General features: G+C 67.8%; 24 protein-coding genes. 10 read left to right on the top strand and 14 right to left on the bottom strand.

Features of this window, described 5'->3' with window-relative positions:
• Window positions 1-5 precede the first annotated feature (5 nt).
• Both ACFWY9_RS05645 and ACFWY9_RS05640 read right to left on the bottom strand, forming a co-directional pair.
• The gene (locus tag ACFWY9_RS05645) at window positions 6-713 is read right to left on the bottom strand and encodes a hypothetical protein (RefSeq protein WP_378325170.1); all 708 of its coding nucleotides are present in this window, start codon (window positions 711-713) and stop codon (window positions 6-8) included.
• A 70-nt stretch (window positions 714-783) separates the two neighbouring features.
• Complete coding sequence (locus ACFWY9_RS05640; RefSeq protein WP_378338245.1) at window positions 784-1,821, bottom strand: methionine synthase; 1,038 nt, start codon at window positions 1,819-1,821, stop codon at window positions 784-786.
• A gap of 235 nt (window positions 1,822-2,056) precedes the next feature.
• On the opposite strand from ACFWY9_RS05640, the gene ACFWY9_RS05635 reads away from it, so the two are divergent.
• The 4 genes from ACFWY9_RS05635 (at window position 2,057) to ACFWY9_RS05620 (ending at window position 5,576) form a co-directional block, all read left to right on the top strand.
• The gene (locus ACFWY9_RS05635; protein ID WP_378325169.1) at window positions 2,057-3,100 is read left to right on the top strand and encodes an MBL fold metallo-hydrolase; all 1,044 of its coding nucleotides are present in this window, start codon (window positions 2,057-2,059) and stop codon (window positions 3,098-3,100) included.
• Between the two features lie 75 nt (window positions 3,101-3,175).
• Window positions 3,176-3,595 carry a GNAT family N-acetyltransferase gene (locus ACFWY9_RS05630; RefSeq protein WP_378325168.1) on the top strand — a complete coding sequence of 140 codons (420 nt, stop codon included), beginning with the start codon at window positions 3,176-3,178 and terminating at the stop codon, window positions 3,593-3,595.
• Window positions 3,596-3,644: 49 nt separating this feature from the next.
• Entirely contained in the window at window positions 3,645-4,040 is a 396-nt protein-coding gene (locus ACFWY9_RS05625; RefSeq protein WP_378338252.1) for a GNAT family N-acetyltransferase, read from the top strand.
• A 252-nt stretch (window positions 4,041-4,292) separates the two neighbouring features.
• Window positions 4,293-5,576, top strand: coding sequence for a DUF222 domain-containing protein (locus ACFWY9_RS05620; protein ID WP_378338244.1), 1,284 nt, complete (start codon window positions 4,293-4,295; stop codon window positions 5,574-5,576).
• Between the two features lie 110 nt (window positions 5,577-5,686).
• Here the strand turns inward: ACFWY9_RS05620 and mnmA are convergent, their stop codons facing one another.
• From mnmA to ACFWY9_RS05585, 7 genes are all read right to left on the bottom strand, one after another.
• Window positions 5,687-6,778 (bottom strand): tRNA 2-thiouridine(34) synthase MnmA, encoded by a 1,092-nt coding sequence (gene mnmA, locus ACFWY9_RS05615; RefSeq protein WP_378338243.1) that lies wholly within the window; start codon window positions 6,776-6,778, stop codon window positions 5,687-5,689.
• A 3-nt stretch (window positions 6,779-6,781) separates the two neighbouring features.
• Window positions 6,782-7,972 carry a cysteine desulfurase family protein gene (locus ACFWY9_RS05610; RefSeq protein WP_378325163.1) on the bottom strand — a complete coding sequence of 397 codons (1,191 nt, stop codon included), beginning with the start codon at window positions 7,970-7,972 and terminating at the stop codon, window positions 6,782-6,784.
• A gap of 64 nt (window positions 7,973-8,036) precedes the next feature.
• Window positions 8,037-9,401 carry an MFS transporter gene (locus tag ACFWY9_RS05605; protein WP_378325162.1) on the bottom strand — a complete coding sequence of 455 codons (1,365 nt, stop codon included), beginning with the start codon at window positions 9,399-9,401 and terminating at the stop codon, window positions 8,037-8,039.
• 63 nt (window positions 9,402-9,464) lie between these two features.
• Window positions 9,465-10,346 (bottom strand): lysophospholipid acyltransferase family protein, encoded by an 882-nt coding sequence (locus ACFWY9_RS05600; protein WP_378325160.1) that lies wholly within the window; start codon window positions 10,344-10,346, stop codon window positions 9,465-9,467.
• Window positions 10,343-11,125, bottom strand: a complete 783-nt coding sequence (locus ACFWY9_RS05595; RefSeq protein WP_378325159.1) for a GNAT family N-acetyltransferase — start codon at window positions 11,123-11,125, stop codon at window positions 10,343-10,345. The genes ACFWY9_RS05600 and ACFWY9_RS05595 overlap by 4 nt, the downstream gene beginning before the upstream one ends.
• Window positions 11,126-11,301: 176 nt before the next feature.
• Window positions 11,302-12,261 (bottom strand): electron transfer flavoprotein subunit alpha/FixB family protein, encoded by a 960-nt coding sequence (locus tag ACFWY9_RS05590; protein WP_378325157.1) that lies wholly within the window; start codon window positions 12,259-12,261, stop codon window positions 11,302-11,304.
• A 26-nt stretch (window positions 12,262-12,287) separates the two neighbouring features.
• Window positions 12,288-13,073 (bottom strand): electron transfer flavoprotein subunit beta/FixA family protein, encoded by a 786-nt coding sequence (locus tag ACFWY9_RS05585; RefSeq protein WP_378325156.1) that lies wholly within the window; start codon window positions 13,071-13,073, stop codon window positions 12,288-12,290.
• Window positions 13,074-13,314: 241 nt separating this feature from the next.
• On the opposite strand from ACFWY9_RS05585, the gene ACFWY9_RS05580 reads away from it, so the two are divergent.
• On the top strand, window positions 13,315-14,163 hold the full coding sequence (locus tag ACFWY9_RS05580; RefSeq protein ID WP_378325154.1) for a DegV family protein: 849 nt from the start codon (window positions 13,315-13,317) through the stop codon (window positions 14,161-14,163).
• Here ACFWY9_RS05580 and ACFWY9_RS05575 read toward each other — a convergent pair.
• Window positions 14,141-14,566 (bottom strand): hypothetical protein, encoded by a 426-nt coding sequence (locus tag ACFWY9_RS05575; protein WP_378325208.1) that lies wholly within the window; start codon window positions 14,564-14,566, stop codon window positions 14,141-14,143. The two genes, ACFWY9_RS05580 and ACFWY9_RS05575, sit on opposite strands and share 23 nt — an antisense overlap.
• An 86-nt stretch (window positions 14,567-14,652) precedes the next feature.
• On the opposite strand from ACFWY9_RS05575, the gene ACFWY9_RS05570 reads away from it, so the two are divergent.
• From ACFWY9_RS05570 to ACFWY9_RS05560, 3 genes are read left to right on the top strand one after another with little or no spacing between them, the layout of a single operon-like run.
• Complete coding sequence (locus ACFWY9_RS05570) at window positions 14,653-15,426, top strand: methyltransferase domain-containing protein (RefSeq protein WP_378325153.1); 774 nt, start codon at window positions 14,653-14,655, stop codon at window positions 15,424-15,426.
• Window positions 15,423-16,934, top strand: coding sequence for a 1,4-alpha-glucan branching protein domain-containing protein (locus tag ACFWY9_RS05565; RefSeq protein WP_378325151.1), 1,512 nt, complete (start codon window positions 15,423-15,425; stop codon window positions 16,932-16,934). The genes ACFWY9_RS05570 and ACFWY9_RS05565 overlap by 4 nt, the downstream gene beginning before the upstream one ends.
• Before the next feature lie 19 nt (window positions 16,935-16,953).
• The gene (locus tag ACFWY9_RS05560; protein ID WP_378325149.1) at window positions 16,954-17,442 is read left to right on the top strand and encodes a glutathione peroxidase; all 489 of its coding nucleotides are present in this window, start codon (window positions 16,954-16,956) and stop codon (window positions 17,440-17,442) included.
• Here the strand turns inward: ACFWY9_RS05560 and ACFWY9_RS05555 are convergent.
• Complete coding sequence (locus tag ACFWY9_RS05555; protein WP_378325147.1) at window positions 17,411-19,201, bottom strand: glycoside hydrolase family 2 protein; 1,791 nt, start codon at window positions 19,199-19,201, stop codon at window positions 17,411-17,413. The two genes, ACFWY9_RS05560 and ACFWY9_RS05555, sit on opposite strands and share 32 nt — an antisense overlap.
• A gap of 180 nt (window positions 19,202-19,381) precedes the next feature.
• Between ACFWY9_RS05555 and ACFWY9_RS05550 the strand changes: the two genes are divergently transcribed.
• Window positions 19,382-20,635 carry a glycosyltransferase family 4 protein gene (locus ACFWY9_RS05550; protein ID WP_378325145.1) on the top strand — a complete coding sequence of 418 codons (1,254 nt, stop codon included), beginning with the start codon at window positions 19,382-19,384 and terminating at the stop codon, window positions 20,633-20,635.
• A 7-nt stretch (window positions 20,636-20,642) separates the two neighbouring features.
• On the opposite strand, the gene ACFWY9_RS05545 is transcribed toward ACFWY9_RS05550, so the two are convergent.
• Together ACFWY9_RS05545 and ACFWY9_RS05540 are read right to left on the bottom strand one after the other, a co-directional pair.
• Window positions 20,643-21,434, bottom strand: coding sequence for a class I SAM-dependent methyltransferase (locus ACFWY9_RS05545; protein WP_378325144.1), 792 nt, complete (start codon window positions 21,432-21,434; stop codon window positions 20,643-20,645).
• 81 nt (window positions 21,435-21,515) lie between these two features.
• Entirely contained in the window at window positions 21,516-21,974 is a 459-nt protein-coding gene (locus ACFWY9_RS05540) for a nuclear transport factor 2 family protein (RefSeq protein ID WP_378325143.1), read from the bottom strand.
• 90 nt (window positions 21,975-22,064) lie between these two features.
• On the opposite strand from ACFWY9_RS05540, the gene ACFWY9_RS05535 reads away from it, so the two are divergent.
• Entirely contained in the window at window positions 22,065-22,610 is a 546-nt protein-coding gene (locus ACFWY9_RS05535; protein WP_378325141.1) for a TetR/AcrR family transcriptional regulator, read from the top strand.
• Window positions 22,611-22,759: 149 nt separating this feature from the next.
• On the opposite strand, the gene aceB is transcribed toward ACFWY9_RS05535, so the two are convergent.
• Window positions 22,760-24,367: a malate synthase A gene (aceB, locus tag ACFWY9_RS05530; RefSeq protein ID WP_378325140.1), complete on the bottom strand. Its 1,608-nt coding sequence runs from the start codon at window positions 24,365-24,367 to the stop codon at window positions 22,760-22,762.

Here is a 24,367-nt window from a genome sequence, read left to right as displayed (position 1 = left end):
TAACCCTAGCCGGAGTCACCGACATTCTCGCCCGGTCGGCTGCTGAGCGTTCGGACCAGGTCACGGAGTTCGAGGAGGGTGATGGCTGCCTCCGGCTCGGCCTCCGCGGTCTCGACACGACGCAGCCGTTCCGCGGCAACGCGCTCACCGAGCGTGGCGTCGAGCGGCAGGAACGTCATCGTGGTCCGCGCGCCGGAATCGAGTTCGGCGAAGGCCGGGTGGAAGACAGCGACGTCGACAACCGCAGCGGATTCGTCGACCTGGGCGGCCACCCGGACGTCGGCGAGCGAAATCTGGTGCTCCCCCAAGTTGACCGTGACCCCGCTCGGATCGGGGACCGGCGGCACGGAGTCGTGGTACTCCCAGATCGTGTCGTCGGGCGGCGCGGCGGCCTTCCACGCATCGGTGTAAGGCCGCAGTTCCGGATCCTCCTGGCCGGTGACCACCAGCGCGTAGATGGCCAGCTGACCACGTTCGAGCGAGAAATGCAGCCGCGGATGCAGCGCCTCGACCAGCTGACACAGATCGTGCTCGACGCGGTGCGGCTCCTGATCCCCCAGCGCGGCGCTGACCTGTGGCAGCAACGCGAACCATCCGCGCCAGAATTCCGCGGCCGCGGCCTCGGCGTCGTCCGGGACCGGCTGGTCGGGCCATGCCGTACGCGGGTCGGGTGGATCGGCGGTTTCGCTACGACGGCGGCGGAACAAGCGCATGTCTTGAAGAGTCCTCGTTCGATCGGGTTCCCCGACACGCTACGCGTCCAGTAGGGCCGCCGTCTGCCGTTCACCAGGTCTCGGGCGGTTCGGCGAATGCCCTGCCGAGATCGCGGGTGAGGGAAAGAGCGCGACGCATCCACTCGGTGGTTGCTCCCGCGAGGCCACAGGCCGGAGTCGGCACGGCTCGTTCGGCAAGAATGCCGCGGTTGAATCCGAGCCGGTCGACCAGGTTGAGCGCGGGCTCCGCGACGTCACGCAGGCCGGGCCGGGTACCCGGATCAGTAGTGGGAACAAGTCCGAGGAACAAGGTGGCGCCGCTGTCCCACGTCTCTCCGATCTCGTCGAGCAGCGAGGACGATGTCCGATCGAGGGCGGACAGATCGAAAGCGACGGCCCCAGCCCCCGCCGCGCGCAGCAGCGCGAGCGGCGGCCGCGCTGCGCAGCAATGCACGACCACGGGCTGCCCCGTGATCTCCGCGGCACCTTCGATAACCGTCGACAGCAGGTCACGAGCCTCTGGCTCGGGCACTGCGGAAATGTTGCCGTAGCCAGAAGGAGTCGGCAGATCCCCGGCGAGGACGGCGGGCAACGACGGCTCGTCGAACTGCACGACTACGGGAGCACCGGTGCGCGCGGTGATCTCGGCGACGTGTCCGGCCAGCCCTTCGAGCATGGAGGACACGAAGTCCCGAAGGGCACCACGATCAGTGAGCACGCGGTGACCACGAACTAGTTCGATACCCGCCCCGAGCGTCCATGGCCCAGCGAGCTGAGTCTTGATCACCGGCGGCGCGGCGCCGGCCTTCTCTCGAGCCTCCTGGAGTGCGTCCAGGTCCCAGCGAAGCAGATCCGCACCCCGCCGATGATCGTGGCCGGGCCTGGCGGCGACACGGTAACCGCTTGGTACCACCTCGACGGCAAGATCGACGAGCAGCGCCGCCGTACGGCCGAGCAGGTCAGCCCCGACTCCGCGCGCAGGCAGCTCCGGGAAGTGCGGAAACGCCGGCAGCTCGCCGAACACGACGGCAGCCGCTTCGGCGGGGTCGGTCCCCGGCATGGAGCCGATCCCGGTGGCGGCGCCGGCTGGCCAGGCAGGTTGATTCACGACCTCTGATTCTGGCCGAAGCACTCCGGCCGCAGTAGAGGGCCCCCACCTCACCCAGTTCACGGAACTGTCGCCAGGACCCGCGTCCCACGCCCAGTACCCGTCGTCACGGCGCCGATTCGGCGCCGCTGCCAAGTGACCGGTGTCTCATCGCGTCCCGGTAGACACCGGGCTGCCCACGGCTCAAGGTGAGAAATGGTCAGGACATCGACGTCCTGCCGGGACGGAGGTTGCCGTGGAGCCGTTGCCCGACAACAGCAACCGGAACTGGGCGGAGCCCGGAATCTACGAGGTCGCGCCTGGCGTTTACCGGATTCCATTGCCACTTCCCGACGACGCGCTCCGCGCGGTCAACGTCTACGCGGTCACCGACGGCACGAAGCTGGCCTTGATCGACTCGGGCTGGGCGCTGACTGAGGCCAGGCAACGGCTTGCCGCCGCATTGCAGGGAATCGGCGCGGGCTTCGCGGATGTCACCGAGTTCTTGGTGACACACGTCCACCGCGACCACTACACCCAAGCTGTGGCGCTCCGCCGCGAGTTCGGCATGAAGGTCGCGATGGGCCAGGGAGAAGAACCATCCCTGAAAGCCTCGGCCAATCCGGAGCGACTGCCGATGGCTCCCCAGGTCCACCTTCTCCGCCGTTGCGGAGCCGACGAGGTGGTGGAAGCGTTGGCACGGTTGTTCGGCACCGACGTACGACACCATGAAGCCGATCTGTGGGAAGCCCCCGACGAATGGCTCCTGCCTGGTCGCCGCACGATCATGCCCGGGCGCGAGCTCGAAATCGTCCACACGCCAGGGCACACCGCCGGACACGTCGTCTTCGTCGATGGCGCGGGCGGCCTGCTGTTCTCCGGTGACCACGTACTGCCGCACATCACCCCCTCGATCGGCTTCCAGCCTGTCCCCGCCGAGTTGCCGCTGAACGACTACATCGACTCGCTGCGGCTCGTCCGAGCCATGCCCGACCGACGATTGCTGCCCGCGCACGGTCCGGTCACCGACAGCGTGCACGCCCGCGTCGACGAGTTGCTCGAACACCATCGGCAACGACTCGAGACCATGGGACAACAAGCGTTGGCCGGCGCGAGCACAGCCTTCGAAATCGCCTCTCGTCTGGGCTGGACGCGCCGCGGCCGCAAACTGTCCGAAATGGACGCGTTCAACCAGATGCTCGCCGTTCTGGAAACAGGCGCCCACCTGGACCTGCTTGTTTCGCAGGGCAAACTTGCCGCGCACGATGTCGATGAAGTACGTCACTACTCTGCACCCTGAGCGAGACACGTCCTCGCAACCTGCGAGTAGCCGGCGCTTGGCCGCCTGCTCGGGCTTCCTTGCATACTGGTCGAGATGGAAGTCATCAGACGGGCACGGCGAGCGGACATCGCAGCGGTCGCCGCGCTCTTCCAGACGCCTGCTCAACCGCTGCTCGACGCCTTCGAAGCGCTTGACGCCGACCCTCGGGTCGCGTTGGTCGTGGCGGAGGACGATCACGGCATCGTCGGCACAGCGCAGCTGACGGTACTCCGAGGATTGTCCTGGCAGGGCAAGCCACGCGGGCTTGTCGAAGGCGTCCGGGCCACCCGCCGGGGCGTCACGAGCGCGCTGCTGACCTGGGCGATCAAGGAAGCCACGAAACGTGGTTGCACCAGGCTCCATTTGGATTCCGGGCTCGCACGGGGAGATCTGAGCAGCTACTACGCTCGGTTCGGGTTCGAATACAGCTATCAAGGGTTCACTCGTTCGCTGGGACACTCGCCACGTGAATAATCCTCAGATCCGCCAAGCGAGACGCGACGACGTCGAAGCCATCGTCCGCATGATCATCGACGACCAGCTCGGCGCCAAGCGAGACTCGGTCGACGACCTCGTTCCGTATCTTCGAGCCTTCGACGAGATCGAACACGATCCGAATCAGCTCCTCGTCGTCGCAGCTGTCGAGGACGAGCCGGTCGGAACGCTTCAGCTGACGATCATCCCCGGCATGGCCCGCAAGGGAGCGCGCCGTGGCCAAATCGAGGCAGTCCGGGTGCGCAGCGACCATCGTGGTTCCGGCCTCGGCGGCCGGCTCGTTCGCTGGGCTGTCGCAGAATCGCGCCAACGGGGTTGCGCGCTGGTACAGCTGACTTCGGACGTCTCGCGGGTGAACGCACACCGCTTCTACGAGCGGCTTGGTTTTGTCGCGAGCCACACGGGTTTCAAGCTTGCGCTCTGAACGCTCCACCATGACGAGTGCGCTCCTCATACGACCTCCGTCCTCAAGGCCGATGTCATTTCAGCCTTTCGTCGTCGTGGACAAGTGATTCACTCAACGTGTCGACAGCCCACGCCGCGGGTGGGGTCAGGATGACCTCCCCGCCACCGCAAGTCAAATAGCCGATGGCACGAGCGGACCATTCGTACCATTTTCCGGCAATTTTCTTCCGCTCGCGTTTTTTCGTCTTCCCCATGGCGTACGGTCGCCGACATGACACCTTCACCGCGACCCCTGCGCGATACCAGGGACACAGAAGAACGAGAAGACCCGGCAAACTCGGCCTTTATGCGACGAATGATCCGCATGGATCCCAAAGTCTTGCAGCGCATGCAGGACGACGCGATCCTGCAGATCGTCCAGGACACAGGCGCGGAAATTGCTCGGATACAGGCGCTGCAGCTCCGCTGCATCGCCGAATTCAACCGACGTAACCGTGACTCCCAGAGCGTGCTGACCGAAATCGCCTCCGTCCTGTCCAGTACGGAACATCATGCGAGCGCGGTGATCTCCGCCGCCGAAGCTCTCACCACACGGCTACCGCGCACGCTGCAACTGATGGACGATGGCGAGCTCGATCTCTTCCGCGCCATGAAGGTCACGGACGCCACCTCGTGGCTCTCCGATGAGCACGCGGCTATCGTCGACGTGGTTCTGGTGGGCCGTTTGCCCGGAAAGAACGCGACTCAGGTCCGGAAAGCCACCACTCACGCCGCCATGAAGGTGGACCCCAACGGAGCCGCCCACCGCGGCGCACGGCGACGCGCCGAGCGGCGTGTGGTGCTGAGCCACAGCGCTTCGGGGGTTTCGCGCCTGTCCGTCGACAACGCGCCAGCGGAGAAAGCGACAGCGGCCTATCTTCGGATCGACCAGGCCGCACGTGCTCTGAAGACTCCCGACGAAGAACGCACATTGGACCAGTTGAGGACCGACGTCGCGCTGGATCTGCTGCTCAACGAGGACGGCGGCTGTGAGGAACGAGCAGAGGTCTTTCTGTACATGGACCTTGCCACCTACCTCGGCCTCAACAACGACCCTGTCGAGATGGCGGGCCACGGTCACATCCCCGCGGTACTCGCTCGCCGTATCGCCGCGGGGCCGGACACAGCGCTTCGGCGGATCATCACCGATCCGCTGACCGGACAGATGATCGAGCTCGGGGGCACCCGCTACCGGCCCACACCCGAAATGGACGAGTTCGTTCGTGTCCGCGACCGAGAGTGCAGGCAGCCGGGCTGCACAAGGCCGGCGCAGAACTGCAAAATCGAAAACACTCGCTCCCGGAACGAGGCCGGCGCCGAGACGACGTCGATGAGGCCTGTGACCTTCTGCCCTCGCCACCGTCGGCTGAAACGCCGGGCCGATTGGCATTATGAGGTGTCGCCGGACGACAGCCTCACTATTACGACCCCGACCGGAAGAACTCAGCGCAGCTCTGCTCCGCCGTTCCACGAGCCCCGTCCGGATGCTTCGCCAGGCAGTTCTCGACACCGGTGAAGGGAACGGAGAGCCAGGACTACCCGTTTGGAGCGGCCATCACAGAACGATGCGAAGGCAGTATTCAGTGCGCCCTAGGCTCCTGTTGTCTGTGCTACCGCTGCGCGAGATCAGCGAGTACCCGAGATCTTCGCGCTCCCGAGGACAAGATCACCCGATACGGCATCGGGACGGTAAAGAACGACGACCTGTCCCGGTGCGACGCCACGCAAGGGCTCCCGCAACTGGACCGTCACCTGGTCGGAGTCGACTTCGGCTACAGCATCGACGATGCCGCCATGAGCCCGCACCTGGACGACGCATTCGGTCGGGCCGCGCAGTGGCCGTCCGCCGGGCCAGATCGGACGATCCGCCTCGATCACCCGCACTCCCAGACCTGCCGCGGAGCCGACCTTGACCGTGCCGGACACGGGTTCCAACGACAGCACGTACCGCGGCCGGCCGTCAGGCGCGGGCGCCTCGATCCCAAGGCCTTTGCGCTGCCCCACCGTGAATCCGTGCACGCCGGTGTGCCGACCAAGCACTGCTCCGGTTTCCGCGTCGACAAGGTCGCCCGGGTGCTGGCCCAACCGCTTCTCCAGAAACGTCTTGGTGTCGCCGTCCGGAATGAAACAGATGTCGTGGCTGTCGGGCTTCCTCGCCACGGACAAGCCACGGCGCTCCGCTTCGGCTCGCACGTCGGACTTCCAGGAGTCCCCGAGTGGGAACATCGCGTGACTGAGCTGCGCGGGAGTCAACGAGGCGAGAACGTAGGACTGGTCCTTGCCCTCGTCGGCGCTGCGGCGCAGTTCCGGAACGCCGTCATGCACTGTCAGACGGGCGTAGTGGCCAGTCGCCACCGCGTCGAAGCCAAGTGCCATGGCCTTCTCCAGCAGGGCCTCGAACTTGATCTTCTCGTTGCAGGTGACGCACGGGTTGGGGGTACGCCCCGCGGCGTATTCCCCGACAAAGGTCTCCACTACTTCTTCGGTGAAGCGCTCAGCGAAATCCCAGATGTAGAACGGTATCCCGAGGATATCGGCAGCCCTGCGGGCGTCGTGCGAATCCTCGATCGTGCAACAACCCCGCGAGCCGGTACGCAGGGTGCCCGGCTTCGCCGACAACGCCAGGTGGACGCCGACCACGTCGTGGCCGGCGTCCACCGCGCGTGCCGCGGCGACCGCCGAATCCACTCCCCCACTCATCGCAGCCAGTACTCGCATGCCCTACACCTCTTGCTTCTGCTTACGCATCCCGGCCAGCCCCGCCTGCCGCGCACGCGTCACGACGCCGCCGATCTCCTCGGCGAGCGCCGCAACGTCAGCCGCGGAGGAGGTGTGACCGAGCGAGAACCTCAACGAGCCACGGGCGGCGACAGGGTCCGCACCCATAGCCAGCAGTACATGGCTCGGCTGGGCGACCCCGGCCGTACAGGCCGAACCCGTCGAACACTCGATTCCCTTGGCATCCAACAACATCAGGAGGCTATCGCCCGCACACCCCGGAAACGTGAAGTGAGCATGCCCAGGCAGCCGGTTGTCCTCACCACCGTTGAGCACCGCGTCCGGCACCTCGCGAAGCACAGCCTCGATGAGCCCGTCACGGAGATGAGTGAGCGCCTTGGCCTGTTCTTCCTGCGCTTCGACACACACACGCACAGCAGCCGCGAAACCGACGATCGCCGGTACGTCCAGGGTGCCGGACCGGACGCTGCGTTCCTGGCCACCGCCATGCAGAAGTGGCACACAAGCGGTGTCCCGGCCGAGAAGCAGTGCGCCGACCCCATAGGGACCGCCGAGCTTGTGCCCGGTGAGACTGAGCGCCGCGGCTCCGCTGGCGGCGAAATCCACCGGGATCGCTCCGACCGCCTGCACCGCGTCGGTGTGCAGCGGCACACCGAATTCCGCGCAAACTGCCGCGAGTTCGGGGACCGGATTGATCGTCCCCACCTCGTTGTTGGCCCACATGACCGTGACCAGTGCCGCGGACTCCGGTTCCCGGGCGATAGCCGAACGCAGCGTCTCAGGCGAGACACGACCCTGGCTGTCGACCTCAAGCCAGGTGATCTCCGCTCCGTCGTACTCCTCGAGCCATTGGACCGTGTCCAGGACCGCGTGGTGTTCGACCGTGCTACACAGCACGCGGCGCCGTTCGGACCGCTCGTTTCGGCGCGCCCAGTAGATCCCCTTGACGGCGAGGTTGTCGCTCTCCGTGCCGCCTCCGGTGAAGATCACTTCCGACGGCCTGGCACCCAGCGCCTCGGCGATCGTCTCGCGGGCCTCCTCGACAATCCGCCGCGCGCGCCTGCCCGAGGAATGCAGCGCTGAGGCGTTGCCCACGGTGGGCAACGCCTCGGTCATCGCCGCTATGGCTTCCGGCAACATGGGAGTGGTCGCCGCGTGGTCGAGGTAGGTCATCGCCCCTTCAGGGTAGTCCGCTTCAGCGGGTGACGAAGCCCACCCTCGCAGTCAGAGTGGGCTGTCACACCTTCGTCGGCCAGCGGCCTGTCAAACGAGCCCCTAGTGCGGCGAGCGCGATGAGCACCGCACTGAGCACAGCCATTGCAGGCGAGGGACGCTGCGCCGACGCTATGAGGCCGAGCAGGACTCCGCCCAGGCCGATGAGCAACGCGGATCCCACCCAGTCGGCAAGCTGCATCGCCGAGGTGTTGAACCCCCGCTCCCCTTCGGGCGAATACCGCAACAGAAGCACCGAGACAGCGGGCATCGCGATTCCCATCCCTGCCCCGCCCACCGCACAGACCACGAAGGCGATCCATGCCGGGAACAGTGGCTGGGACACCAGCCCGAACCCCACAAGACCCGCTGTGACCAGGAGGAACCCGACTCGGAGCGACGCTTCTCTCGACCAGTCGACGAACCTTCCCTGCACCGCGGACGCCGCCGACCAGCCAAGCGCCGTGATGGTCAGTGGCAAGCCGGCGAGTGCGGGGCCATAGCCATGGACCGCACTCATCGTCAATGGCAGGTAGGCCTCCATACCGGCGTAAGCACCGGCAAGGAGCGCCCGCGAAGCCACGACCGTCGGCAGCCCCGGACGGGAGGTCAAGGTGCCCTTCGGCAGGAGTTTGCGCAGCGAGTATGCCAAGACGACAAGCCCGGCTGCTCCCACGATGAGGGCGTACGGCGAGCGTTGCTGGGAAGCCCAGGTCAAGGCGGCTACCCCGAGTGCGGCGACCACCGCGGTGATCACACCGGCCTGCCGTCCAGTGGCCGCGGGAACATGCGGCGGCAACCGGCGAGCAACGACGAGGAGCATCGCGATACCCACGATGACCAGGGGGACCAGCCCGAGGAAGACCCAGCGCCACCCGACACTCACCGTGATCACGCCCGCCAATGACGGCCCGACGACCGCGGGCAGCACCCACGCCGCCGCGTTCGCGGCGTAGATGACCGGCCGTTCCCGGTCAGTGAACGTCAGGGCGATGAGCAAGGAGACCGAGACCAGCAGAAGCCCCGACCCGAACCCTTGCAACGCCCGGCCGACGAGCAGCAACGGCATCCCGGTCGCGGTGCCCGCCACGATCAGTCCGCAGGTGAAGAGGACAGGACCGGCCAGCAACGCGGGGACCGGGCCACGACGGTCGCCTATCCGGCCCGACAACACGGTGGCGACCACGCTGGCGATCAAGAACGTGACGAACGGCCAAGCGTAGAGCGAAAGCCCTCGCAGCTCTGCCACGAGCGTCGGCATCGCGGTGGCGACGCCCATGTTCTCGAACGCGACCAAGGTGACGACGAGCAGCAGCGCGGCAGTGGTCAGCCTGCGTTCAGGCGCCCAAAGCACACTGCGGCGGGCGGGCGCTTCGATCGTCCGGCTCATGATCGCCAGCCTGCAACCTCCAGCTCAGTGGAGGTCAAGACGCGCACCGCAAGGGGCGCTGGATCAGCTGTTCACCGGACGCCTCGGCGCCGAGACACGAGCCGACTTGCGACGTTGTACCGGGATGCGGACCGTGCCGAGCGCCGAATGCACCGCCGCCTCCGCCAGTGACGCCAGCTCGCGACGGTTCGACGCACGTCCAGGTGCGATCTCGGGACACACATGCACCTCGAGCACCAGCCCCCGCAAGGCGGCTACCCGGCGAAGTGAAGCGACAAGGGACTCTGGACCGATGAACGCCGGCTGGCTGGTCTCCCTGCCGTCGGCGAGCCGGTACCGCAACGCTATCGGACGCACGGGTACCCCGCCGTCGATCGCGGCCTGGAAGGTGGCCGTCGTGAACCTGCCGGAGGCCAGCCCGCACCAGGTGGTGCCTTCGGGGGTCACGTTCACCAACGACCCGGAGCGCAAGGCGGCGGCGAGTTCGTCCATCGTCCCCGGCAACGTGCGAAGCCTTTCCCTGTCAAGGAAAATACTTCCGCCACGAGAGACGAGACTCCCGAGCACCGGCCAGCCCGCGATCTCGCGCTTCGCCAGCGCGCGCATCGGCCGGAGCGCGTTGATCGCCACGATGTCCAACCAGGAGATGTGGTTGTTCACGACCAACGCCCCACGCCCCGCCGGCGCCGCCAGAAATCCTTCTGCCCCGCGTAATACCAATTTCACGCCGAAAGCGCGCAACACCCCGCGGAACACCGCCCTGATCAGTCGTTCCCTGCCACTCCCGCGGAGAACGAGCAGCAGAGGGGCGCTCAGCACCGCCACGAGGACAACACCAATCGCCGCGGTGAACCGCACCACTCGACGAGGCAACGCCACCGTCCGTGCGCCTTCGGTCAGACAGCCGTCCCCGCACGGAGAAGTGGGCATCCAGGGATGGCTCATAACTGAGCCCCGAGGAAGAACTTGAGATAGCGCTCATCGACGTTGTGCAGGTCGAGCAGCACGAAGAAGTCGGCGACACCGAAGTCCGGGTCGTGGGCGGGCGGGCCGCACACCTTGGCGCCGAGCCGGACGTAACCCTTGATCAGCGGTGGGAGCAGCGAGCGTGCGGGACGCGCGATCCCCTCGTCCAGCCACGGCTGCAAGGGGGTGACGCGGGCCGACTCGTCGGCGTAGTGCTTGGCGCGCAACACATCCCACACACCGGCCGCGAAGCTTCCACCGTCGGTCAACGGCACGGATGCACAGCCGGCGAGGTAACGGTGCCCGGAAAGCAGCATGTACCGCGCGATCCCGGCCCACACCAGGCTCACGACAGCGCCACTGCGGTGCTCGGAATGGACGCAGGAGCGTCCGGTCTCGACCAACGACGGCCGGAGCCCGTTGATCGCGGTGAGGTCGAATTCGCTGTCGGAGTAGAGTTTCCCGGCCTGTGCTGCGCGCTCGGGCGGCAGCATCCGGTAGGTACCGACGATTTCGCCCGTGTTGTCGTCGCGCACGACGAGGTGGTCGCAGAACTCGTCGAAGTAGTCGACGTCGAGCCCGGCCTGGAGGGTATTGAGATTCGCCCCGACTTCTTCGGCGAAGACCTCGTATCGCAGCTTTTGAGCGGCGACGACTTCGTCATTTCCGTGGGCGACGAGCAAGGAGTACCTGGGTGCACCGGCCGGAACCTCGACACCCGCCTGGTCAGTACTGACGAGGAGCTGTGACGTCGTCATGGTCAAGGTGTACCCGGCGGGAAGAACCGCGAGGAGTGCCATCCGGTGACCGAATAGTGCACGTTCAGTGAATTGCGGGTTCTCAGGGTTCTCTCAGGTCCATGGCTCACCCGAAGATGCCGAAGGGCCCTCCGGGAACCATCCCGGAGGGCCCTTCGAATCGATTCGGCGAGAGCTCAGCCCTTGCGCTTCTCGACCGCCTCGGTCAGCTGCGGGGCCACGTTGAACAGATCGCCCACGACGCCGAAATCGGCGATCTCGAAGATCGGCGCCTCGGGATCCTTGTTGACCGCGATGATCGTCTTCGAGGTCTGCATGCCCGCGCGGTGCTGGATCGCGCCGGAGATGCCGAGCGCGATGTACAGCTGCGGCGACACGGTCTTGCCGGTCTGGCCCACCTGGAACTGCGCCGGGTAGTAACCGGAGTCGACAGCGGCGCGGGAAGCGCCGACGGCCGCGCCGAGCGAGTCGGCCAGCTTCTCGACGACATCGAACTTCTCCGCCGAGCCGACACCACGACCACCCGAAACGACGATCGACGCCTCGGTCAGCTCCGGCCGGTCGCCGCCCACCACCGGCTCCACGCCGGTGACCCGCGCGGACTTCGCCGGGTCGGCGGCCGGGATTTCGACGGTCTCCTCGGCCGCGGCACCCTCGGCGGCCTCCGCCTCGACCGCACCGGGCCGCACCGAGACGACCGGTGCGCCCTTGGCGGACTTGGACTTCACGGAGAACGCGCCACCGAAGATGGACTGGTCCACGCTGCCGTCGCCGTTGACGCCCACGGCGTCGTAGAGGAGACCGGAGCCCAGCCGGACGGCGAGCCGCGCGGCCACCTCCTTGCCCTCGGCACCGGCCGCGACGAGCACGGCCGCCGGGGAGGCCTGCTCGGCCAGCTTGGCCAGCACGTCCACCTTGGGGGTGACCAGGAAACCGGTGGCGTCGTCACCCTCGGCGACGTACACCTTCGCGGCACCGTGCGAAGCCAGCGCTTCCTTGGCCTTCGCCGCGGAGCCCGTCGGGCCGACGACGACCGCGGACGGCTCACCGAGGGCGCGGGCGGCGGTCAGCAGCTCGAGCGTGACCTTCTTGACCTCACCGTCGACGTGGTCGACGAGGACGAGTACTTCAGCCATTTCCCTATTCCTCCTCGAAACCTGTCTCAGATGAGCTTCTGGCCGACCAGGTACTCGGCGACCTTGCTGCCGCCGTCACCCTCGTCCTCGACCTTCTCGCCCGCGGTGCGCGGCGGCTTCGGGGAGGCTTCGATGACCGACGACCAGGCGTTGCCAAGGCCGACCTCGCCCGCGTCGATGCCGAGGTCGGCGATGGTCAGGGTCTCGACCGGCTTCTTCTTCGCGGCCATGATGCCCTTGAACGACGGGTAGCGCGGCTCGTTGATCTTCTCGCCGACGCTGACCAGCGCGGGCAGGTTCGCCTCGAGGTGCGTGATGCCGTCCTCGGTCTCCCGGTCGGCCTTCACCGCCGTGCCCTCGACGTTCAGCACGCGGACGTAGGTCAGCTGCGGCAGGCCGAGCAGTTCGGCGAGGATCGCGGGGACAGCGCCACCGCGGCCATCGGAGGACTCGTTGCCGGCGATGATCAGGTCGTAGCTGCCGACCTTCGCGATGGCGGCCGCGAGAACCTTGGCGGTGGCGATGGCGTCGGAGCCGTGCAGCGCCTCGTCGGAGACGTGGATGGCCTTGTCGGCGCCCATGGACAGCGCCTTGCGGATCGCGTCCGTCGCGCGGTCGGGGCCGACCGAGATCACGGTGACCTCGCCCTCGCCGGCTTCCTTGATCTTCAGGGCTTCTTCGACGGCCTTCTCGTTGATCTCATCGAGCACGGCGTCGGCGGATTCACGGTCAAGGGTGTGGTCGGCGCCGGAGAGCTTCCGCTCCGAGTAGGTGTCCGGTACCTGCTTGACCAGGACAACGATGTTCGTCATGGGTCTTCTTCGACCTCCCGGTAGTGGCCGGCGTCGGCCACGGGACAGTGCTCTACTGGCCGGTAGATTAGAGCCATCCGGCGCGCCTGACCCGGCGAGGTGACGGCATTCACCTGGATGAGCAAACTAGCTGGACGATCGTCCCGGTAGTTTTGGGTTGCCCCATATCGTGGACCGCTCCGCCGATCGGGCGAACGGCGGCCTACTCGGAGTAGGTGGTTAATTGTTAACCTCCGGCACCATGTCCGCCTCCATCGCCGTCATCACGGACTCGAGTTCGTGCCTGCCGGAGCAGCTCGCCGCCCGCTGGGGCATCGGTGTCGCCCAGATCCAGCTGCACGTCGGCGACCATCTCGACGACGAACACCGCTTCGACCGCGTCGAACTCATCGAGTCGATGCGCGCCGGAACCCCGGTCAGCACCACACCGCCGGATCCCGGCGCGTTCTTCTGGGCTTATCAGGACGCGGCCGCCCGTGGCGCGTCCGCCGTCGTGAGCGTCCACATCTCGGGGCGCATGTCCGCGACGCTGGAGGCCGCCCGCGAAGCCGCCCAGCAGGTGCGCATCCCCGTGCACATCCTCGACAGCGGGACGCTCGGCATGAGCCTCGGCTTCGCGGCCGTTTCCGCCGCCCGCGCCGCCGCGGCGGGCGCTCAGGTGGACCGGGTGATCGCAGCGGCGGAACGCCGCTTCCGCACCAGTACCGAACTCGTCTACGTGGACACGTTGGAGTACCTCCGCCGCGGGGGCCGTATCGGCGCCGCACAGTCGATGCTGGGCACAGCGCTGTCGATCAAGCCGTTGCTCACCGTGACCGGGGGCGAGGTCTCCCCGGCGGCCAGGGCGCGCGGCGTCAAACGCGCGTTGAGCAAGCTGGTCGACCTGGCGGTGAAGACGGCAGGCACCCAGCAGGTGGACGTCGCGGTGACCCGCTTCGGCGGGCCCGACGAGCGAGAGTACGAAATCGGCGGAGCGCTCCGGCAGCGGGTGGCCGGCCTCGGCGAGGCCATGCTCGTCGAGGCCAGCACCGTCATCGGCGCCCACGTCGGCCCGGGCGCCATCGGCATCACGGTGTCTCCGGTGGCTTGATCCGCCGTCCCGGCAGCAGGATCAGGACCAGCGGCACCAGCGCGCCCAGCGCCGTCGTCACCACGATCAGGACCTGGTCCAGCGCTTCGAAATGGGCGAGGTGGCCGAGGTGGTACGCGAAGTGCGGCGCGCCGAACAGCAGCGCCGCGACGCCGGCGAGACGGACTGCCGCCGCCGTGCCGATCACCGCCGCGCCGACCAGGACGGCGGCGAGTGCGAGGTTCAGCCCGCCGAAGTCGCGGATGAGGTGCTCGTTGAAGGCGCCGTCCATCGCCACCCAACCCCGCCGGAGTCCCGGGAAGTCCTGGTAGAAGCCCAGGGGCGACACCAGCGGCCACAGGCCGACACCGGCCTCGATCGCACCGAAGATCACGAGAAGTACACGTGTGAAGGTCCATTGCATACCCCATGGACAAGACAGCTCACCAAGACGTGACATCGCCTGCTGTCCTGCCCGTTCCGGCCAGGTCACCCGCTAGGGTCGCGAGCGTGACCACCCCAGCCACCCGGGCCGAAGCGCTGCACCTCACCGGCGAGCGAACCGTCCCCGGCATCGCCGAGGAGAATTATTGGTTCCGGCGTCATGAGGCCGCGTATTTCGCCTTGCTCCCCCACTGCGCGGGTGCGACAGTCCTGGAGGCAGGGTGCGGCGAAGGGTACGGAGCGGGTCTCCTCGCCGAGCACGCCCGGCGTGTGGTGGCGCTCGACTACGACCAGCCGACCACCGAGCACGTCGCCCGCCGCTATCCCGCGGTCACGATCGCGCGGGCGAACCTCGCGTTCCTGCCGCTGCGGGACGCCTCGGTGGACGTCGTGGCGAACTTCCAGGTGATCGAGCACCTCTGGGATCAGGCCGGGTTCCTCGCCGAATGCCGTCGTGTGCTCATACCGGGCGGGCGGCTACTGGTGACCACCCCGAACCGCCTGACCTTCACCCCGGACAGCGATACTCCGCTGAATCCGTTCCACACCAGGGAACTCGCACCATCCGAAATGGACTCACTGCTGACCGATGCGGGATTCGAGGTCGAGACACTGCACGGTCTGCACCATGGTGAACCACTCCGCGCGCTCGACGCGCGTTACGGCGGCTCGATCATCGACGCCCAGCTCGACGTCGTGATGGGCGAATTGCCCGGGCAGGCGACCTGGCCGCCCGCGCTGCTGGCGGACGTCGAAGCCATTCGCGCCGAGGACTTCGTCATCCACGGCGAAGACCTCGACGCGAGTCTCGACCTGGTTGCCGTGGCGGTGCGCCGGTGAGCGAGTACGAGGGCACCTTCTGCCTGGTGGTGCACAGCCACCTGCCATGGCTCGCCCATCACGGCAGCTGGCCGGTCGGCGAGGAATGGCTTTACCAGGCATGGGCGCATTCCTATCTGCCGATGGTGGACCTGCTGCACCGCTTCGCCGAGGAGGGCCGCCGCGACGTCCTCACACTCGGCATGACGCCGGTGCTGGCCGCTCAGCTCGACGATCCGTATTGCATCTCGGCATGCCACGACTGGCTCGGCCACTGGCAGCTGCGCGCGCAGCACGCGGCAACACTGTGGCGTGGCGACCCGCTCCTGCGCGAACTCGCAGCGGCCGAGCACCGCACCGCCACCCGTGCCACCACGGAACTCGAAACTCGGTGGCGCCACGGGTTTTCGCCGATTCTGCGTTCCCTTGTGGACAGTGACACGATCGAACTGCTCGGCGGCCCACTGGCCCACCCGTTCCAGCCGCTGCTGGAGCCGCGGGTGCGCGAGTTCGCACTGCGCGGCGGCCTCGACGACACCGCACTGCGCATCGGCCGCCGTCCGGAAGGAATCTGGGCGCCGGAGTGCGGCTACGCGCCCGGCATGGAACGAGACTACGCGGCCGCGGGTGTCCGCCGGTTCATGGTGGACGGCCCGTCGCTGCGGGGCGACACGGCGTCGGCGCGCACGGTCGGTGACTCCGACGTCGTCTGCTTCGGCCGCGATCTCGAAGTCACCTACCGCGTCTGGTCCCCCAAAGCGGGCTACCCCGGACATGCCGCCTACCGCGATTTCCACACCTGGGCACACGAAGTCGGGTTGAAGCCGTCTCGTGTCACCGGCAAGCAGATCGAGCCGCCCGACAAGGCGCCCTACGATCCCGCGCTCGCCGCCGACGTCCTGGGGCTGCACGTCAAGGACTTCGTGGACACCGTGGTCACGCGGTTGCGCGAACTGAAGGACCTGCGCGGTCGTGAATCGCTGGTGGTGGCCGCCTACGACACCGAACTGTTCGGACATTGGTGGCACGAAGGCCCGGCCTGGCTGGAAGGCGTGCTACGGGCCCTGCCCGAGTCCGGGGTCCGGGTGACGACGCTGCGCGGCGCGATCGAGGCGGGACATCTCGGCAGCCCCATCGACTTGCCCGCGTCGTCCTGGGGTTCGGGCAAGGACTGGCGGGTCTGGGACGGCGAGCAGGTCGCCGACATGGTCACCGCCAACACCGCGCTCCAGCACAGGCTGCTCGATCTCGTCGAAACCGTGGACAGTACCGCCCGCGACACCGTGGCCGACCAGGCGGTCGCCGAAGCGATGCTCGCCTTGTCGAGTGACTGGGCGTTCATGGTCACCAAGGACTCCGCCGCCGACTACGCGCGACGCCGCGCCCGTGTCCACATCGAACGGTTCGACGCGTTGGCAGCGCTGTTGCGCGAAGGCGACCGCGCTCGGGCACACGAACTCGCGTCGACATTCCGCGGCGACGACAACCCGTTCGGTCATCTCGACGCCAGGGCGCTCAAGAAGCGCTGACCACGAAGGAAGGGGCACCATGGGGATCCGGGACATTCCGCTCAAGACCCTCGCCGGGGAGGACACCACACTCGGCGCACTCGGCGGCAAGGCCTTGCTGCTGGTGAACGTCGCTTCGAAGTGCGGGCTGACCCCGCAGTACACCGGACTGGAGCGGCTGCAGGAGCAGTACGGCGACCGAGGATTCTCCGTCGTCGGCTTCCCGTGCAACCAGTTCGCCGGGCAGGAGCCCGGCACCGCCGAGGAGATCCAGACGTTCTGCTCGACGACTTACGGCGTCTCGTTCCCGCTGTGCGAAAAGATCGAGGTCAACGGCGAGAACCGGCACCCGCTCTATGCCGAGCTGACCCGCACCGCCGACGCCGAAGGCTCGGCAGGCGATGTCCAGTGGAACTTCGAGAAATTCCTCGTCGGCGCCGACGGCTCGGTGCTCGGCCGGTTCCGCCCGCGCACCGAACCTGGCGACGAAGCCCTCGTCAAGGCGATTGAGGCGGCCCTGCCGAACTGACGTCCGCACCGGCGCTGCCCGCCGCGATCACCGCGCGGTTGCGGGCGGCGACGGTCGCGAGGTCGAGTTTGACGACCCGGCGGTTGTAGGTGAGGAAGCCGTTGACCTCGTTTTCCACATCGGTGATCTGCGTGTAGATCGCCCCGGCCAAGCCGGTTTCCCGCGCCAGCCGTTCCAGCCGCTCGCTGAGTTCGACGTAACGTTCGGTGAGCTGCTGGGCGGTCGTCGCCATTTCGTACGCCTGCGGCGGCCCCGGCCAGCGATGCTCGTCGAGGACGAGCCCGAGGCCGCCGTATTCGCCGTCGAAGACGACCCGCTCGTCGTCTTTCGGCGGCTCGCCGGGGCCCACATAGGTGTGATCGTCGTAGACGTCGCCGACGAGGCAGTCGGGTCTGGAGAAACAGCAGTTGACGCCACTGTTGGCGATGACCAGCCTGCCCGGATCCAGCTTCTTCACCGACTCCGCGATCCGCGCGGTGTCGAATTCGCCCCAGCCCTCGTTGAACGGCACCCAGCCGATGATCGAGGTGATCCCACGCAGCTGCGTGATCATCTCGGTCAGTTCGGCCTCGAACCGCACTTTCGCTTCCGGCACCGGATCCGGTGCCGGGCCGGGCGGGCCGTCGAAGGACACGGTCAGCGAGGGCATGTCCTGCCAGACCAGCAGACCCAGCCGATCGGTCCAGTAGTACCAGCGGGCCGGTTCGACCTTGACGTGCTTGCGGACGGAGTTGAAGCCGAGTTCCTTGGTGCGCTCCAGGTCGAAGCGCAGCGCGTCGTCGGTCGGCGCGGTGTAGATCCCGTCCGGCCAGTAACCCTGGTCGAGCGGGCCGTGCACGAACGTGACGCGGCCGTTGAGAGCGATCCGCGGGCGGCCATCGGCACCGGGAACGACCTCGACGGTGCGGAGACCGCCATAGCTGCCGACTTCGTCGAGGACATCGCCGTTCCGGTCGAGCAGGCGCACGGTCAGCTCGTAGAGGAAGGGATCCTCGGGGCTCCACAGCCGTGGCCGGGAAATGGCGACGCGCACCGGCTCGCCGACCTCGCCCGTCGCACGCACCTGGTCGTCGCCGGAATTCGGCGATGCCACGATCTCGACCCGCGCACCACCGGTGACCTGCGGTAATACCGTGAAGCTGGTGAGGTCCGACGTGATTTCGAGTGCTCTGACATGCGCTGCGGGCACCGGTTCGAGCCACACGGTCTGCCAGATTCCCGACGCCGCCGTGTAGCAGATGCCGCTCGGGTCGTTGCGTTGCTTACCGACCGGGAAGGTCGCGGTGTCGGTGTGGTCCTCGGCCCGGACGGTGAGCTCCTGCGAACCGGACGCGCGGAGGACGTCGGTGATGTCCGCGCTGAACGCGGTGTGCCCGCCCTCATGAGTGGCGACCCGCTGGTTGTTCACCCACACGGTCGCCGACTGGTCGACCGCGCCGAAGTGCAGCAGCACCCGCCCGCCCCGCCAGTCCTCCGGGATTTCGAACACACGCCGGTACCAGAGAACCTCGTCGTGCCTGCCGATTCCGGAGAGGGCCGATTCGGGCGGGAACGGCACCAGGATGCGTTCGCCGTAGCCGGACGGCCGCGGCTCGTCGCCGGAAACCGGCCATCCGGCGTACTCCCAGACGCCGTTGAGGTTCAGCCAGCGTGGCCTGGTGAGCTGGGGCCTCGGGTAGTCGGGCAGAACCTCGCCGGGCCCGACCTGAGCGGTCCACGGCGTCGACAGCGGCGGGTCCACGCGCTCGAGAAAAGTCATCGCCTCCAATGGTGGCAGAGATTCATTGAGCAGCGGGTGACCTATTTCACATATTCGTCGTTCCGGCCCGAACCCCCTTCGCGGCCCTCCCAGCTAACACCGTGTACCAAACCCGCTCGGCCTGTCGAACCATGCGGCGGGGGCGTCCGGGCGGGGCCAACTCGCGAGTAACCTCCTCCCATGCGCGTGCTGATGCTGTCCTGGGAGTACCCGCCCGTGGTCGTCGGCGGCCTGGCACGGCACGTGCACGCGCTTGCCCGCCATCTCGCCCGGCAGGGTCACGAGGTCGTGGTGCTGTGCCGGCACACCGCGGGCACGGACGCGGAAACACATCCGCGCACCGACCGGGTGGTCGAAGGCGTGCGGATCATCCGGGTCGCCGAGGACCCGATGCACGTGACCTTCGAACGTGACCTCGTCGCGTGGACGCTGGCGATGGGGCACGCGATGATCCGCGCCGCGCACGACCTGCTGCGCGGCTGGCAGCCCGACGTCGTGCACGCCCACGACTGGCTGGTCACCCACCCGGCGATCGCGATCGCCGAAGCCGCGCGGGTCCCGCTGGTCGGCACGATCCACGCGACCGAAGCGGGCAGGCACTCGGGCTGGCTGTCGCATCCGCTGAATCAGCAGGTGCACTCGGTCGAGTGGTGGCTCGCGAACCGCGCGGACGCGCTGATCACCTGCTCGCAGGCAATGCGCGCGGAGGTCGCGCACCTCTTCGAGATCGACGGCGCGGACGTCACGGTGATCCACAACGGCATCGAGGAGCGCAGCTGGCAGGTCCCGGCCGGCGAGATCGCCCGCGCCCGCGAGGTCTACAGCCCGGACGGCGCGCCGCTGCTGCTGTATTTCGGCAGGCTGGAATGGGAAAAAGGTGTTCAGGACCTCCTCTCGGCGTTGCCGCGGATCCGCCGCGAGCATCCGGGCACGCGGCTCGTCGTCGCCGGAAAAGGGCGACACTTCGACGAGCTGGTCGACCAGTCGCGGCGGCTGCGGGTGCGGCGTGCGGTCGACTTCGTCGGGCACCTTTCCGATCGGGACCTGCGTGCCGTGCTGGCCGCGGCGGACGCCGTCGTGCTGCCCAGCCGGTACGAACCGTTCGGCATCGTCGCACTCGAAGCGGCAGCGGCGAAAGCTCCGCTCGTCGCTTCGACGGCGGGCGGGCTCGGTGAGGTCGTCGTGCACGGCGAGACCGGGTTGGCGTTCTCGCCCGGCGATGTCACCGCGTTGGCCGACGCCGTCGAGGCGGTACTGAGCGACGGCGACGCGGCCACTCGCCGCGCGCTGGCCGCGCAGTCCCGGCTGGCCGCGGACTTCGACTGGAACCGGATCGCCGAGGCGACCGTCGCCGTTTATCGGCGAGCCCGCCCCGGCGAACCGGCCGAGCTGGGCCGCCCGAAGATCGCCACCGGCAACGCCTTCGGAGTCTGAGCCGCGCTCATCGCGGCACTCGGCCGGTCAGCAGGCGGACTCGCACCGATTCGACGAACGGCATGTGCGGCGCCAGCGCCTCGCGGACGCGAGCGGCGAACTCCGCACGTCGTTCCGGCGCGGGCAGCCGGTCGACGCTCATCGCCGAAAAAACGCCACCGACGATGGTGTCGACGTCGAGGTCCCCGGCGTACTCGATGGTCCGGACGTCGACCTGGTATCCGGCGGCGGCCAGCTCTGCCCGATAGCGCTCGCGGCTGACCTCGTCGGTGCCGCACGTGCGCGTGAGCCGTGTGCCCAGCCAGCCCTCCAGGACGTCCCGCAGCGCGCGGGACCACGGGGTGGCCTGGAGCCACAACGGTTCGCCGTTCGTCACCACCGCGACACCGCCACCGGGACGCGACAACGGCCACAACGCGCGGAACAACGGGGCCGATTCCATCCAGTGCAGGGCCTGGCCGATCGTGGTCACGCCGAGCCGATCACCACCGAGCAAGGCCCCGAGGGCGGGGACGTCGGCGTCGCCGCCGAGCAGCCACGTCACGTTGCGCACGTCCTCGTCCAGCGCCGCGCGCCGTGCCCGCACGAGCATGTCGGGCTCGGGATCCATGCCCAGCACGGCGCGGACCCGCGCCGCGATCGGACGGGCCAGCTGGCCGGTGCCGCAGCCGAGGTCGAGGACGACATCGGCGGCGGACAATCCGAACACCTCGGTCAGCGCGTCGAAGACGGCGGGCGGATAACCTCGCCGATACCGGTGATAGAACTCGGTCACCTCGCCGCCGAATCCCAGGCTCATGCACACAGCCTGCCGTGGCGAGGCTTCGGCGACGGGCTTTTTCGCTTTCGGCTGAGCGCTTTCGGCTGAGTGCTTCCGCGGTCAGAAGACCGGAAGCAGGAGCCCGTGGTCGGATTTCGGCCGCGGGCCGTGGATCCGGCGGTCGGCCTCCGCGATCGGCACGTCATTGATGCTCGCCTCACGACGGCTCATCAGCCCGTCGTCGCTGAACTCCCACAGTTCGTTGCCGTAACTGCGGTACCACCGGCCGTCGGCGGTGCGGCACTCGTACTGGAACCGGACCCCGATCCGGTTCCCCCGGAAGCCCCACAGCTCCTTGCGCAGCGCGTAATCCAGTTCCCGTTCCCACTTCTCGGTCAGGAATTCGACGATCTGCGGGTGCCCCACGACATACCGGTCACGGTTCCGCCAAACCGAGTCCTCGGTGTAGGCGAGCGCGACCCGCTCGGGGTCACGAGTGTTCCACGCGTCTTCGGCGGCCTGGACCTTCTGGCGAGCCGTGTCCTCGTCGAAGGGCGGGAACGGTGGGCGTGACGTCATCGGATCTCCTTTCCAGCAGTGGAGAACGTCCGTTCTCCTCCTGTGGGCTACAGTAGAGAACGTTCGTTCTCCACGCCAGAGGCAGGTGACATGGATCCCGCGGAAGCGACCGAACGGCTCCTCGAAGCCGCCGAGACGTTGTTCTACGCCCACGGCATACAGGCTGTCGGCATGGATGCCGTACGCGAACGCTCCGGCGTGTCCCTGAAGCGGCTGTACCAGTGCTTCCCGTCGAAGGACGATCTCGTCGAGGCTTATCTGTTGCGACGCGACGAGCGTTGGCGCGCTTCGCTGCGCACCTTCGTGCGCGCGCACGGCGACGATCCGCTGGCGGTGTTCGAGTGGCTCTACGACTGGTTCCGCGAGCCGGACTTCCGGGGATGCGCGTTCATCAACTCGTTCGGCGAGTTCGGTGAACCCTCACCCGGGGTCCTCGCGGCGATCCGCAAACACAAAGACGAAGTCCGCGCGTACATCCGTGAACTGGTGCCCGATCCTCCGCTCGCGGACCAGCTCTTCTCGCTCATGGAGGGCGCGACGGTCCTCGCGGCTATCAGTGGCGACGCCGGGGAAGCGGCGACGGCGCACCAAGCGGCGGCGGTCTTGCTCAAGGCGCAAAAGAAGCGCCGGACATGAGCGAGCCCGGTGGCGGGGAGCCTCCGCCACCGGGCTCGCTCGGCCACACCGTCCCAAACCGATGTGGAACCCGGCCGCCCTTCGTCAGGTAAGGACGGCCGGAGCGCGAAACACTCTCTACCGGCGAGAGCGCATCGACACAGCCGTGCTCACCGAAGGTCGGTGAGGTACCGCGCGTAGGCGCCCGTCGTGAGGAAGCTCGGCAGCTTCTCGCCCAGCGCGGTTTCGGTGAAGATCGCGTAGGCGTCGTCGAGCCGGGTACCTTCGCCGAGGTCGGCGCGCACCGAAGCCAGTTCGTCGTCCAGGAACTCGACCGCGAGTTCACGCGTCAGCACGGTCCCGTCCTCGAGCTTCGTGCCGTTGCGGATCCACTGCCACACCTGGCACCGCGCGATCTCCGCGGTGGCCGCGTCCTCCATCAGGTTGTGGATCGCGGCCGCACCGGTGCCCCGCAGCCAGGCGTCGACGTAGCGCAGCGCGACGTTGATGTTCGCGCGGACCCCGGCCTCGGTGACCTCGCCGCCAGCGCTCGCGACGTCGAGCAGGTCCTCGGCGGTGACGTCGACGTCCTCACGCAGCTTGCCCAGCTGGTTGGGCCAGCCGCCGAGCACGGTGTCGAACACTTCGCGGCACACCGGGACCAGGCCGGGGTGCGCCACCCACGAGCCGTCGAACCCGTCGCCTGCCTCGCGTTCCTTGTCCTGACGGACTTTTTCCAGCGCGGTGGCGTTGACCTCCGGGTCGCGGCTGGGGATGAACGCGGCCATCCCGCCGATCGCGTGCGCGCCGCGCCTGTGGCAGGTGCGCACCAGCAGTTCGGTGTAGGCCCGCATGAACGGCACGGTCATGGTGACCTGCGCGCGGTCCGGCAGCACGAAGTCCGCGCCGTGCGAGGAGAAGTTCTTGATGACGCTGAAGATGTAGTCCCAGCGGCCCGCGTTGAGCCCGGCTGCGTGCTCGCGGAGTTCGTAGAGGATCTCGTCCATTTCGAACGCCGCGGTGATCGTCTCGATCAGCACCGTGGCACGGATGGTGCCCCGCGGGATCCCGAGTTCCCGTTGCGCCAGCAGGAAAACGTCGTTCCACAGCCGCGCTTCGAGGTGGCTTTCCAGCTTCGGGAGGTAGAAGTACGGGCCGCTGCCGCGCGCGATCAGCTGCCTCGCGTTGTGGAAGAAGTACAGCCCGAAGTCCACGAGGCTCGCCGAAACCGGGCGGCCGTCGATGCGGATGTGCTTCTCCACCAGGTGCCAGCCGCGCGGACGGGCGACGATCGTGGCCGGCTCGTCGCCGACGACGTAGCGTTTCCCAGCCTCGGTGGTGAAGTCGATGTTGCGACGGATGGCGTCGTAGAGGTTGAGCTGCCCGTCGATCACGTTGTGCCAGGTCGGGGACGTCGCGTCCTCGAAGTCCGCCAGCCACACCTTCGCGCCGGAGTTGAGCGCGTTGACCGTCATCTTGCGGTCGGTCGGCCCGGTGATCTCCACGCGGCGGTCCTCGAGCCCCGGCGCGGATTCGGCCACGCGCCACGTCGAGTCGTTGCGGACGGCGTGGGTCTCGGGCAGGAAGCCGAGCGGCTGCTCACCGGACTGGAGCTTTTCGCGGCGCGTGCGGCGTGCGTCGAGCAGCTCGCTGCGGCGACCGGCGAAAGCGTTGTCGAGCTTGACCACGAAGTCGATCGCGGCGGGGGTGAGGATCTCGGCGAACCGGTCACCGGCGGGCCCGGCGACCTCGACGCGGTGGGTGAGGCTGTCGAACAT

The organism is Amycolatopsis sp. NPDC059027 (genome assembly GCF_042739735.1).
In the GTDB taxonomy this organism is placed as follows: domain Bacteria; phylum Actinomycetota; class Actinomycetes; order Mycobacteriales; family Pseudonocardiaceae; genus Amycolatopsis.
Note: the sequence above shows the minus strand (reverse complement) of the source record. Positions and strands in the feature narration are given on the sequence as shown.